This is a genomic window from Campylobacter sp. GTC17093, from assembly GCF_055397635.1.
Window position 1 is genome coordinate 976,530 of the sequence record NZ_AP038832.1, and the last position, 13,027, is coordinate 989,556.

The window sequence follows — 13,027 nt, forward strand, 5'->3', positions numbered from 1 at the left end:
ATTTACTCTCATCATGATTGATGCATAACATCCAACTTATATTATTGCTGTTTTTATAAAAAGAATAGAGCTATTTATTTAAGGATTTAGTTTACTTTTTGCTTTATCATAGTTAGTATAAGATCGAAATATTTTTGATTGAATTAGTTTAAGCGCAAGACTTGCTATTAGAGAATCTGTGTTTTGATATTTATGTGCGAATAGCTATTTCTTTTGATCTAAGTTTATATATTATGAAGTATGATTTCATAAATACTTCCTAGTGCTTCTACTAATAATTTAGCAATCGTTTTATATATTGTTTTTTAATTTCTTAAGTCGCTTTTAACTATTTTTATTAAAATTAAATCAAAATTATTACAAAAAGATACATTTGTATGAAATATAATAAATATTTATTATATTTCAGAAAAAATAAAGCTCTAAAAAGAGATAATTTGGTAACTAAAATTTTATAGCAAGTAAATGTTGTATAAATATTATACAAACGTAATTTGGCTATATGTATCTAAATTTACATAAAAGGTTTTTAAATGGAAAGCAGTTTAGGTTGGAAAAAGTTTGATAAGCGTTGGATGTTCTCATTGTTTGGTACAGCTGTTGTGGCAGGTATATTGTATCTACCTATAAAAGCTGGTATTGGTGGGTTTTGGCCTGTAATACTTATGAGTATCATTATATTTCCTATGGTGTATTTAAGCCATAGAGCATTAAGTAGATTTGTTTGTCAAGCTGAAGGTAGCGATCATGATATAACTTATGCAGCTGAGGAATATTTTGGTAGAAAGATAAGTGTGTTTATATCTGTTTTGTACTTTTTTGCTATTTTTCCAATCTGTTTGGCGTACTGTGTTGGTATAACAAATACTTTTGAAACTTTTATTTTTAACCAACTTTTGCCACTTTTAGATCCAAATGGCGCAATGCATCATTTCTTAAGTTCTATGTACGCAACATCTACAAATGAATTTGGTAGGGTTGTTGGACACCTTACTCCATTTTATAGAGCAGTTTTTGCATTTTTATTAGTAAGTACTTTTATGCTTATTATGCTATTTAGTGAAGAATTTATAACAAGAGTTTGTGAGATATTGGTTTATCCATTATGTGGTATTTTACTGGTTTTTTCTTTATATCTTATACCTCAATGGAATTTTGAAAGCTTTAGTACTGTTCCTGAATTTGGGAAGTTCATTACTATAGTTTGGTTAACATTACCAGTTTTGGTTTTTTCATTTAATCACTCTCCTGCTATTTCTACATTTTCTTTGAGTGTAAAAAGACAATATCCAGAAAAATCTGTTGAAAAAGCTAATCAAATTCTTTTTAGAACTTCTATAATGTTATTAATTTTTGTAATGTTTTTTGTTATAAGTTGTACGTTATCTCTTGCTCCAGCTGAATTTGCAGATGCAAGAGCTCAAAATATACCAGTTTTATCATATTTTGCAAACAAACTTGAAAATCCATTAATCTCTTATGGCGGACCAGCAGTTGCATTTTTGGCTATTGCTACATCATTTTTTGGTCACTATTTTGGCGCTAGAGAAGGTGCATATGGAATAGTAAGAAAATGTGCTAAACTTTCTGGAAATTCAAATCCTAATATGAAAAAAATAGCTGTAATTTCAACATCTGTTATGTATATTATAATGCTAATTGTGGCTTATATAAATCCAAGTGTTTTAGGATTTATAGAAAATTTAGGCGGACCAATTATAGCTGCAATTTTATTTATAATGCCAATGATTGCAATTTACACTGTTTCAAAAATGAAAAAATTTCAAAATAAAGCGTTGGATGCATTTGTGCTAATAACTGGACTTTTAACAATTATTACAGTTATATATACATTTTAAGGGTATTATTTGAGTAATTTAAGTATTTTCAAGATAGGCGTTGGACCTTCGTCTTCGCATACTTTGGGACCATTGATTGCTGGTAATCTATTTTGTAAACTTATAGAAGATAAGTTAGATCTCATAGATAGGATTAAAATTGATTTATATGGCTCTTTGTCACTAACTGGCAAAGGGCATTTAACAGATAAAGCTATTTTATGGGGACTTAGTGGTTTAAAACCAAAAAACATAACCGTTTTTTTGCAAGATGATATAAATAATAAAGCCATAAAAGAAAATGTTTTAAACCTTTGTGGTAAAAAACTAATACATTTTGATTATGCAAAAGATATTATTTTCAACAATAGCTTTTTACCCCTTCATGAAAATGGTCTAATATTTAGTGCTTATAGCGGTGAAAATCTTTTAGAGCAAAAAACTTACTACTCAATTGGTGGTGGTTTTGTTATGAGCAAGGAAGAACTTGAGTCTCATATAAAAGATGGCAAAAAAGAAGAAATATTGCCTGAAAATTTTATGAGTGTAAATAATGCCAAAGAGGCTTTGGAGATTTGTGCTAAAAATAATTGGGATTTAGCGAAATTATCTTTAGAATATGAACTTCAGTTTCATACGCTTGATGAAATAAAAGCTTATTGCCTGGAAATTTGGGATGTTATGCAAGAAGTATTTGCTGCTGGAATAAATCCAAAAAGTTTGGATTTGCCTGGAAATTTAAAGCTTCATAGAAGAGCAAAAGGTATTTACGAAAGACTTTATGCAAATGACGATCCTATTGCTATACTAGATTATATATCTTTATATGCCATAGCGATTGCAGAAGAAAATGCAAGTGGAGCTAGAGTTGTAACTGCGCCTACAAATGGAGCTTGCGCTGTGGTTCCTGCTGTGATGCTTTATCTTAAAAATCATACAAAGATTTTTAGTGAACAAAAAGCTATAGAGTTTTTGCTTACAGCAATGTTGATTGGTTCGTTTTATAAAAAAAATGCTTCTATAAGTGGTGCTGAAGCTGGTTGTCAAGCAGAGATTGGTTCAGCTAGTTCTATGGCAGCTGCGGCTATGGCAACAGTTTATGGAAGTAGCGCCATAGTAGCTTGTAGCGCTGCTGAAGTAGCAATGGAGCATCATCTTGGTCTAACTTGCGACCCGGTTGATGGACTTGTGCAAATTCCTTGCATAGAAAGAAATGCTTTTGGTGCTATTAAGGCAATTTCTGCTGCAAAAATGTCTCTAACCAGAAAAAGTACACCTAGAGTTGGTCTTGATGAGGTCATAAAAACAATGTATGAAACAGGTAAAGATATGAACTCAAAATATAGAGAAACATCTCTTGGCGGTCTTGCCATAAATGTTAAAAGTGTTTGTTAAAATTTTATTTTAAAATATCCAATTTTACTTCATTTTATAACTATATTAAATTTATAATATAATTTTGGAATACATTTTGCTTATATAATTTTAAATAAAAATTATATAAAGGATAGTATTATGATGAGATCACTTTGGTCCGGAGTTTCTGGACTTGGTTCACACCAAATCGCAATGGATGTTGAAGGAAATAACATAGCAAATGTTAGCACTCCAGGATTTAAATACTCAAGAGCAAATTTTGAAGACATGATGAGCCAAACATCTAAAATAGCAACTGGTCCTCAAGGCGATCTTGGTGGTACAAATAGTATGCAAGTTGGTCTTGGGACAAGTGTTACAAGTGTCACAAAAATTTTCAAACAAGGTTCTGTTCAAACTACTGAAAAATTAACCGATGTCGCTATACAAGGTGATGGATTTTTTGTAGTTAGTGGCGACGGCGGATATACTAAAAAATTTACTAGAAACGGCGATTTTATTTTTGATAATTATGGTAATTTTGTAAACAACTCAGGTTACATAGTTCAAGGTTGGATGAGAGATGAAGAAACTGGCGCTATAGACTCAACAAGACCTGTAAAAAATATATTCGTTAAACCAGATTTATCAATGCCTGCAAGAGCTACAAGCAAAGTTGATATAGCTGCTACTTTAAATACTGGAGATAATATAGGTGAGCAAAAAGTTCCTATCTATAAATTAGACGCTTTTAGAGGATATTATGATAAAAACTTTGATGGTGTTACAACTCCAGGAGAAATAAATCAAGAAAATGAAGGCGATCTTTTTGAAAATACTAAAAATAGTGACTATAGACTTATAGAAAAAGGCGTTGACATGGGTATACTTCACAATGAAAAAGGTGAAGCTTATAACCTAAGAGAAGGTCAAGGTATATGGGTAAGTTATGCTACAGCTAAAACTAAAGAGATGTCTATATCTGCTATAGATAAAACAAGTGGAGCTGATTTTGATGTAACTATAAATGGTGTAAATATAGCTGCAAAAGTTTACTCTATAGATGATGTAGCAAAATATATTAATAATCACTCACAAGAAACTGGTGTAAGGGCTACTATAGTAAATGGTGATAAAATACAATTATCTAACCAAAATGAACTAGGCACAACAGAAAAAACAAAAAATATAAAAATCACAGAAAATGGTGGCAAAGGGCTTGGTATAACAACTCAAAATGTTATCACTGCTTATCAATACGAATATAAAACAGCTAAGATAGGTACTTTTTCTGATACAACAACAACTCCTCCAACACTTCCAAATTTATATAGTGGTCCGGCATATGATGATAAATCAAAAAGATCTTTCCACTCTACAGAGGATTTAAGATATGCCATGCAAGAAGATGCAAGAAAGAATGTAGATTATACTGGTAGCGGAAAAGAGGTTGCAAATGCTGGTGCAAAAGTAACAGTAAATGCAGAGGGAGAATTTAAAATAGAAAATCCAGCTGTTGCAAATGCGCAAAATATGAATCTAACTATAACTGGACTAACAGATCCGCAAAATAATATAGGAGAGAATTTAAAATTTAGCGCTGCAATGAAACCAATGAGAGGAGCTTTAAATCCAGGAGAATTTCCTAAAACCACACAAGCTCATTTTATATCAGCTCATAGTACTACAACCCAAGTTTTTGATTCACTTGGTGGAGAGAAAAATATAAAATTTGACTTTATAAAAGAAGGTTATGCAGACAATGGTGGTACTAAATGGAAAGTAATCATTCAAGTACCAGAACCTGCAAAGATAAACTTTGCGGAAAATAACAAAAATCTACCATCAAACTTGCTTACAGGAGAAGTTGTATTTAACCCAGATGGAACACTTGCAACATATTATCCTACAAGTATCCAATACAGTTCAAACAATGGATCTATTAGTGGACAAACTATAAGTCTTGACTTTGGAACATCTGGAGCTGGAGATGGGCTTGTAGCTCATGATGCAAAATCAAATACTAAATTTGTATCTCAAGATGGATACAAGGGTGGTGATTTAAACGGAATTAAAATAGATGAATCAGGAACTCTTATAGGAAGTTTTACAAATGGTCGCAGTCTTGGTTTAGCTAAAATTGCTATGGCTAAGTTTGTAAACAACGAGGGATTAACAAGTGAGGGTGGAACACTGTTTACTGTCTCTCCAAACTCTGGCGAACCTATCATAGGTGAGGCTGCAACTGCAGGTAGAGGTAAAATTCAATCAAGTGCGCTAGAGATGAGTAATGTGGATCTAAGCCGTGCATTAACACAACTTATAGTTGTACAAAGAGGTTTCCAAGCAAGCTCAAAAACGATTACAACAAGTGATCAAATGCTAAATACATTGTTGCAATTAAAACAATAATCAATCTTATAAAACTTAAAAAGGGATTGCCAAAAGGCTTTCCCTTTTTTGTTGTTTTAGTAAAATATTTTAGGGCGTATTCTTTAAAATTATTTAAATTTATATCAAAAATTCTTTAGCTTTTTCGTAATCTTGTGGTGTGTTGATGTTAAAAAACTCATTGTTATTTTTAAAATATAATGTTTTTGCATTGCACTTTTGTCTTAAAAAGCCTATTTTATGGATATCATTTTCATATAGTTCTTTTGCAATATTACCAACTTTTGAATGAAAAAATCCACATAAAGAGTGTGTAAATTCATCATCTTTTGGGTTTATTATGTCTGAATTTTGCAAATTTTCATAAAGTAAATTTATGGTTTGTAAACTTACAAAAGGCATATCTGCAGGAACTATAAAAACATACTCATTTTTGAAATTTGAAAGTATTTGCCATAGAGCACCCATGGGGGAAAAGCTTTCAAATTTATCTTCTATGGTATTGAATTTATCCGAAAATTTATAGTTTTTTGAACTGATATAAATGTTTTGAAAAATTTTGCTAAATTTATTTGCTTCAAACTCAGCTAGACTTTGAAATTCACCCAAAGGAAGCTTTGTTTTATCGCTTCCCATGCGCGAACTTTTACCACCTGCTAGTATTACACAATGTTTATACATTACAAATCTCTTGGATCTGCTATCTTTCCAGCTATTGCAGAAGCTGCGGCTACTGCTGAGTTTGCAAGATAAATTTCGCTACTTCTATCGCCCATTCTACCAATGAAATTTCTATTTGTAGTAGCCACGCATCTTTCATTTTGTCCTAAAATTCCCATATAGCCACCAAGACATGCGCCACATGTTGGATTGCTTACTAACGCGCCAGCTTCTATGAAAATTTGAGTTAAGCCCTCTTTTTCGGCTTCACGTGCAATTTGTTGTGTTGCTGGAGTTATAATAAGCCTTGTTTGGCTCGCAACTTTCTTGCCTTTTAGTATTTTTGCAGCTATTCTTAAGTCGCTTAAACGACCATTTGTACAGCTTCCAATGAAAACTTGATCAATACTTAAATCATCTTTTATAGCTACACTTATGCTTTTGACGTTGCTTGGTAAATGAGGATAAGCCACAACTGGCTCAAGTTTGCTTACATCTATGTTTAAAACTTTCTCATAAACTGCATCTTTATCAGAATAGAAAAGCTTTGGTTCTCTTGCTAAGTTTTTATTTTTAAAAAACTCTTTTGTCGTATCATCAACAGCTATAATGCCACTTTTTGCTCCAGCTTCTATAGCCATATTACAAAGTGAAAATCTATCATCCATACTTAGTTCTTTTATCGTTTCGCCACAAAACTCTAAGGTTTTATAAAGAGCTCCATCAACGCCAATTTGCCTTATTATTTCTAAGATAAGATCTTTTCCATAAACACACTTAAGAAGTTTTCCACTAAATACAACTTTTATGCTAGCTGGAACTTTAAACCAGTTCTTTCCAGTAATCATGGCAAATGCAATGTCGGTTGATCCCATGCCAGTAGAAAATGCTCCAAGTGCACCATGTGTACAAGTATGAGAATCAGCGCCTATTATTACATCTCCTGGTACAACCAGCCCTTTTTCTGGTAAAAGAGCGTGCTCTATACCCATATCTTTTTCATCAAAAAAATTTTTAAGATTATGTTTGTATGCAAAATCGCGATTTATCTTAGCTTGATTTGCAGAAGCTATATCTTTTGCTGGTATAAAATGATCTAAAACTATGCTAAAACCATCTGGATTAGCAAGCTTTTTTGCACCGCTTTTTTCAAATGCTTTTATTGAAATTGGTGTTGTTATATCATTTCCTATAACCATGTCTATATTGCATTGTACTATTTCGCCGGCATATACTTTATGCCCAACATGCGATGAAAAAATCTTTTCTGTTATTGTTTGTGGCATGGTATTTCCTTATAAATTTTCATAAGATTGTATCAAAAAACGGCTAAATTTGCTATAATGAATGTTATGAAGTATTCAAATTTAATACAAATTGTAAGCTTTCTTGCTAAATTTAAAAAAATAACAAAAATTAAAAGAGTTCACGACAATGCTATATTTGTAAAATTTGATAATAAATTTGAGCTTATTTTTGACTTAAGTAGGGATATCTCTAGCATATACCAAAATCCAAATTTAATATCCCAAAAAGAATATAAAGCTCCTTTTGATACTATTTTGAAAAAGCGCTTTATTGGAGCTGACATAGAAGATATTTTTGTGCCACAAAATAATAGAATTTTAGTTTTTAAAACCGCATATAGTGGATCTTATAAAATGCTTAAAAGTTATCTTATAATGGAGTTTACTGGACGATTTACAAATATTATCATAACAGATGAAAATGATATTATATTAGAAGCATTAAGGCACCATGAAACAGAATTTAGGTCTATAAAAGTTGGTAAAAAATTACTCTATCTTGAGCCTTATGAAATAAAAGAAAAAGAGTGTAAAAATATAGAAAATTTTAATGAATTTTTTAAAGATGAATTTACAAAAATAGTAGATAAGAAATTCGCTCAAATAAGAGATATAAAAGTAGCTCAAATAAATAAAAAGATAGAAAATTTATTAAATAATTTAAATTCTCTTGAAAATGAAAAAGATTTGTTAAATCAAAGTGAAATTTATAGCAAAAATGCTACTTTGATTTTGGCAAATTTAAGTAATTTAAATGAATACGATAGAAAAATAAATCTAAATAATTTTGATGGAAAAATAGTATCTTTAAACTTAGAAGAAAGTCCAAAAAATAGTGCAAAATCTTTTTGGAATAAAGCTAAAAAGCTTAAACAAAAAGCTAGTGGTATAAGTATCGAAAAAGAAAATTTAAGCGGAAAGTTAGCTTTTTATGAAAATTTACTTTCTCTTTTAAACACAGCAAAATCAGTAGCAGAACTCGAGATAATATATCCAAAAGCAAAAAATATAAAAAAAATAGACACAATGTCTTTAGATATCCAAAATTTCTATATTGATGATTTTAAGATAAGTGTGGGTAAAAATCAAAAAGGCAACTCTAATTTGCTAAAAAATGCATCTAAAAATGATTTTTGGTTTCATTTAAAAGACATTCCAAGTGCACATGTAATTGTAAAAACTAATAAAAAGACAATGAGCGATGATGTTATTTTTATGGCTGCGCAAATTTGCGTAAACTTTAGTACCAAAAATCCAGGCATGTACCAAGTTGATTATACAAAAAGAGAAAATGTAAAGATTGTTAAAGAAAGTTTTGTAAAATATATTAACTATAAGACGATATGTATAAATAAGTAGTTTAAATAAAAGGAGCTTAAATGCCTGTAACAGCAATTGGGAGTACCATATATGTAAACCAAAATATGGGAGTAGCTGCTTCTGCGCAAAATGATTTTCAAGCAAGGCTTGATGCTCAAAACTTAGCAATGGTTGAAGCTACAAATAAGGATAAAATAGAAGTAGAAGAGGTTAGGCCAGCTGAAGAGGCTTACAAAGTTGATCCAGATCACGAACATGAAAAAAAACATGGTGAAGCACAGGCTCAGGCGCAAGAAGAAGTAGAAAATATAGAAGAGAACGACCTTAAAGAAGAGATTGATGACTCTATAGAGGGGCAAATTATAGATATAAAAATATAAGTAAATTTTAGCTATAATTTTACAAAAGGAAAATTATGAATAGTAAAATTTACACTGGACTAGCTCTTTTTGCTCTTCTTATATTGATATGTGTTTTAGATATATTTGTTGTAAATATCGTTTTGTTTGGCATTATAATTTATGTAGCTTTTTTAGAATCTTTAAAACTTTTTGATATACAAAACAAAAGTCTAGTTTATCTAGCGCTCGCATTTTATATTTTGATGATATTTTTTAGCTCAAATTATGAAGATACTTTCGTATCTCCTAAATTAATTTTTTGTTATTGTGCTGTTATAGCTTCTTTTGTAGCTTATTTTAAAATGGAAAATTTAAAAATAATATACCCTTTTTTATATCCTCTTGCACCACTTCTTTTGATGAGTGAGATATATATTTTATTTGGTATAAGCTATATATTTTATATACTTTTTACGGCTATAGTATGTGATAGCGGTGCATACTTTTTGGGTAAAAAATTTGGAAAAACTTCTTTTAGTAAAAGTTCTCCAAATAAAACTTTAGAAGGTGTTATAGGTGGTGTTATAGCTGCAAGTATTTTTGGAGCATTGCTTGCAAATAATCTTCTTGGTTTTGAATATACTAAAGCAATTTTTATTAGTTTAATAGTATCATTATTTGGAGTATTTGGCGATCTTTTTGAAAGTTATATCAAACGCTTAGCTGGATTAAAAGATAGTGGAGATATATTTCCTGGGCATGGTGGTATGCTAGATAGGGTTGATGCGTATTTGTTTGCAAGTATCGTAATGTATATGGTTTTGGCATGATAATCCTAGGATCAACTGGGAGCATAGGCACAAATGCGCTAAATTTAGCAAGAAAGCATAATCTGAAAATTTCAGCCTTAAGTTGTGCGAAAAACTACAAAATCTTAAATAAACAAATAGCTGAGTTTAAACCTAAATTTGTTTGCATAGAAGATAAAAGTTTAAAATCTTTTGTAGATCATGATAGGGTTTTTTGTTCTAAAGACGGTTTAATAGACATGATAAATGAGTGTGAAGATAATATTGCTATTAACTCCGTAGTTGGTTTTGCTGGTTTAATGCCTAGTTATGCAGTTCAAAAAAGTGGCAAAAAATTAGCTCTTGCAAATAAAGAAAGCTTGGTTAGTGGCGGTAAATTTCTTGATACAAAATCTATAAATCCAATAGATAGTGAGCATTTTGGGCTTAAATTTTTGCTAAGTTGCCCTCATAAAGTAAAAGAACTTGTTATAACCGCAAGTGGCGGAGCATTTTATAAAACTCCTATAAAAGCTTTAAAAAATGTTACTCCAAGTGACGCATTGAAACATCCAAACTGGTATATGGGTGCAAAGATAACTATAGATAGTGCAACGATGGCAAATAAGCTTTTTGAGGTTATGGAAGCTTTTTGGTTATATGGCACTAAAAATATAAGCGCATTCATAGAGCCAAGTTCTACTATACATGCTTTAGTGCATTTTATAGATGGTTCAACTACAGCCCACATATCAAAGACAGATATGATTTTAGCAATCGCGCACGCTATTTTTGAAGATAAAGTACCAAATATTTTAGAAAGTGTGGATTTGCTTAAATTAAAAAGTATTAAATTTAAAGAAATTAATTTAAAAAAATATCCAATTTTTTCCCTAAAAGAAGAAGTTTTAAAAAATCCTGATTTAGGTGTTATTGTAAATGCAGCAAATGAAAACGGTGTTGATGCATTTTTAAAAAAAAGATGCTCATTTTTAGACATCTCAAAAGTTATTTTTAAATCTCTTGATAAATTTATAGATGTAAAAACAAACAGTATAGAAGATGTGGTTATTTTAGATGATAGAGTTAGAAAATTTGTAGAAGAAATTTTATAAAAGGACAGATTTCTGTCCTTTTAAATAATATTAGTTAAGGCAATATCTCTTTTATAGTTTCTGTGATATTTGCTTTTTTAGCGTTTGCGCACTCTTGTTTATCGCTTTCGCTAAGTTTTTCTGCTTTGTCGCATTTTGCTATAGTGGTTTTAATTTCTTCTGGGTGGTTTTTAAAATACTCAGTTGTTTTTACTTTTTTTTCACAACCACTTAAAGCAAACACACCTACTAAAGCAAAGCTAAGTAAAGCTAACTTTTTCATATTTATCCTTTTTTAAAAATTATTTAACATTATATAACTTTAAAGTTAAACATTTAAAAACAAATAAAATATTATTCAAAATTTGGCTTTATTAGTTTTATCCAGTTTGTTACTCTATCATCTGTTTTATCGCTTTCATTATCTATATCTATAGGAAGACCTACAAATTTATCATTTATGATAGCTGTGCTTTCATCAAAGCTATATCCATCTGCACTTACTGCTCCTACTATATTTGCACCTTTTGCATTAAAAATTTTATATAATTCTCCCATGGCATTACAAAATGTATCGCCGTAGCTTTGGCCATCACCTGTTCCAAATAACGCTATGGTTTTTCCATTCACATCTAGTTCATCAAAATTAAAATCAGCCCAGTCATCTTGAAGTTCACCATCATTCCAAGTAGATGTTCCGATAATTAATTTATCAAAACTATTTATATCGCTAGGTTTTACCTTGCTTATATTTAATACTTTATGATCTAGTCCGAGCTTATTTGCTATTTTGTTAGCAACATCTTCTGTATTTCCTAGGTTTGATCCATAAATTATACCTATCATTTTCTTCCTTTTTTATTAAGATTGCTTAGAGTATATGGAACTATTTTAATTCCAATATAATCATCATTTTGAGCTTTTATTTCAATATGTTTTCTAAATTCCATATTTCTAGGGCAGACTATATATAAATTTTGTAAATTTTGCATCTTTTTAATATTTAAAGCATTATTTATGTCATACTTCAAATCACATAAATAATGCATATTAACTTTTTTAAAATTTGTCATTATGCCTAGCTTTTCATTTTCATGTTCTATTATGATTAAAGAATTTTTATAATATATTTTTTTATCTTTATTTCTTACGGCTATTTTTTCAAAAACAAAATCTCTAAAAATAAGATTGAAATCATAAGCATTATATATTAATTGTGAATAAATTTGTGCAGCTTTTAGTTTTGGTATGGATATCTTATTTTTTAACAACTCATGATTTCCGGTTTTGTATGATTTTATTATTAAATTTGATTGCAAACAGATATTTTTTGCTCTTGTAAATTTAAGATTTGCTGGATATAAAAGATCATTTGCATATTTTTCTAAACTTTCTTTTAAAGTATTAAATTTGGAGTAATAAGCTGGAACTTTATTTTTTGTTATATAATTATATAAAAAAAGCTTATCGCTCATCGCAATCCTCACACCCGTTGCAACTTTTATTTAAACCAAATATCTTGCAGTATTCACAATAAACATGACTTACGCTTCTTTTTGCGCAAACTACAGGGATATTTCGCTTTTTTGCTTGGGATTTTATTTTTTTCATCGTGTTGTGATTTAAAAAACTTGTAAGCATAACAACACACTCTGTTTGGGTTGGTATGGGTTTTCTATTTACTCTGTTTTCATTTCTAGCATCCCAATGTTCTATTTTGTCCGCACCTAAATTATTTAAAACAGCTTTAATTGGAGTTATCTCATCTGCTCCAACTACTAAAACCGACATGCTATCTCCTTTTTTATTTTGATAATCGTTATTATAAAACAGTAAAACTAAATTTCTGTTTAAATATGATAATAACTATCAAAAAGTAAAGCACATTTATTTTTTTAAATGTGATATAATCAAATAAAAATTTGGAATATT

13 protein-coding genes are annotated in these 13,027 nt (G+C 30.1%); 7 read left to right on the forward strand and 6 right to left on the reverse strand.

What is annotated here, in order from left to right; all coding sequences use genetic code 11:
* Positions 1 to 533 precede the first annotated feature (533 nt).
* The 3 genes from ACZ5VL_RS05085 to flgE all read left to right on the forward strand — a co-directional run bounded on the left by ACZ5VL_RS05085 (position 534) and on the right by flgE (position 5,606).
* Complete coding sequence (locus ACZ5VL_RS05085) at positions 534 to 1,859, forward strand: SLC5/6 family protein (RefSeq protein WP_464197922.1); 1,326 nt, start codon at positions 534 to 536, stop codon at positions 1,857 to 1,859.
* Between the two features lie 9 nt (positions 1,860 to 1,868).
* Positions 1,869 to 3,233: an L-serine ammonia-lyase gene (locus ACZ5VL_RS05090; RefSeq protein WP_464197923.1), complete on the forward strand. Its 1,365-nt coding sequence runs from the start codon at positions 1,869 to 1,871 to the stop codon at positions 3,231 to 3,233.
* 120 nt (positions 3,234 to 3,353) lie between these two features.
* Entirely contained in the window at positions 3,354 to 5,606 is a 2,253-nt protein-coding gene (gene flgE, locus ACZ5VL_RS05095; protein ID WP_464197924.1) for a flagellar hook protein FlgE, read from the forward strand.
* 99 nt (positions 5,607 to 5,705) lie between these two features.
* Here flgE and ACZ5VL_RS05100 read toward each other — a convergent pair whose 3' ends face one another.
* Positions 5,706 to 6,266, reverse strand: a complete 561-nt coding sequence (locus ACZ5VL_RS05100; protein ID WP_464197925.1) for a molybdenum cofactor guanylyltransferase — start codon at positions 6,264 to 6,266, stop codon at positions 5,706 to 5,708.
* Positions 6,266 to 7,531 (reverse strand): 3-isopropylmalate dehydratase large subunit, encoded by a 1,266-nt coding sequence (gene leuC, locus ACZ5VL_RS05105; RefSeq protein WP_464197926.1) that lies wholly within the window; start codon positions 7,529 to 7,531, stop codon positions 6,266 to 6,268. The genes ACZ5VL_RS05100 and leuC overlap by 1 nt, the downstream gene beginning before the upstream one ends.
* A 57-nt stretch (positions 7,532 to 7,588) precedes the next feature.
* Here leuC and ACZ5VL_RS05110 point away from each other — a divergent pair, with 57 nt between their 5' ends.
* From ACZ5VL_RS05110 to dxr, 4 genes are read left to right on the forward strand one after another with little or no spacing between them, the layout of a single operon-like run.
* Positions 7,589 to 8,911 carry an NFACT RNA binding domain-containing protein gene (locus tag ACZ5VL_RS05110; RefSeq protein WP_464197927.1) on the forward strand — a complete coding sequence of 441 codons (1,323 nt, stop codon included), beginning with the start codon at positions 7,589 to 7,591 and terminating at the stop codon, positions 8,909 to 8,911.
* 20 nt (positions 8,912 to 8,931) lie between these two features.
* On the forward strand, positions 8,932 to 9,252 hold the full coding sequence (locus ACZ5VL_RS05115; protein WP_464197928.1) for a hypothetical protein: 321 nt from the start codon (positions 8,932 to 8,934) through the stop codon (positions 9,250 to 9,252).
* A gap of 35 nt (positions 9,253 to 9,287) precedes the next feature.
* Positions 9,288 to 10,043 carry a phosphatidate cytidylyltransferase gene (locus ACZ5VL_RS05120; RefSeq protein ID WP_464197929.1) on the forward strand — a complete coding sequence of 252 codons (756 nt, stop codon included), beginning with the start codon at positions 9,288 to 9,290 and terminating at the stop codon, positions 10,041 to 10,043.
* Positions 10,040 to 11,116, forward strand: a complete 1,077-nt coding sequence (gene dxr / locus ACZ5VL_RS05125) for a 1-deoxy-D-xylulose-5-phosphate reductoisomerase (RefSeq protein ID WP_464197930.1) — start codon at positions 10,040 to 10,042, stop codon at positions 11,114 to 11,116. The genes ACZ5VL_RS05120 and dxr overlap by 4 nt, the downstream gene beginning before the upstream one ends.
* Before the next feature lie 34 nt (positions 11,117 to 11,150).
* Here dxr and ACZ5VL_RS05130 read toward each other — a convergent pair whose 3' ends face one another.
* The 4 genes from ACZ5VL_RS05130 to ACZ5VL_RS05145 form a co-directional block, all read right to left on the reverse strand.
* A complete protein-coding gene (locus ACZ5VL_RS05130; protein ID WP_464197931.1) occupies positions 11,151 to 11,378 on the reverse strand; it encodes an EexN family lipoprotein in 228 nt (75 codons plus the stop codon).
* Between the two features lie 71 nt (positions 11,379 to 11,449).
* A complete protein-coding gene (gene fldA, locus ACZ5VL_RS05135; RefSeq protein WP_464197932.1) occupies positions 11,450 to 11,941 on the reverse strand; it encodes a flavodoxin FldA in 492 nt (163 codons plus the stop codon).
* Positions 11,938 to 12,570, reverse strand: a complete 633-nt coding sequence (locus ACZ5VL_RS05140) for a hypothetical protein (RefSeq protein ID WP_464197933.1) — start codon at positions 12,568 to 12,570, stop codon at positions 11,938 to 11,940. Before ACZ5VL_RS05140 ends, fldA begins: the two co-directional genes overlap by 4 nt.
* Positions 12,560 to 12,886 carry a DUF2325 domain-containing protein gene (locus ACZ5VL_RS05145; RefSeq protein ID WP_464197934.1) on the reverse strand — a complete coding sequence of 109 codons (327 nt, stop codon included), beginning with the start codon at positions 12,884 to 12,886 and terminating at the stop codon, positions 12,560 to 12,562. Before ACZ5VL_RS05145 ends, ACZ5VL_RS05140 begins: the two co-directional genes overlap by 11 nt.
* Positions 12,887 to 13,027 lie beyond the last annotated feature (141 nt).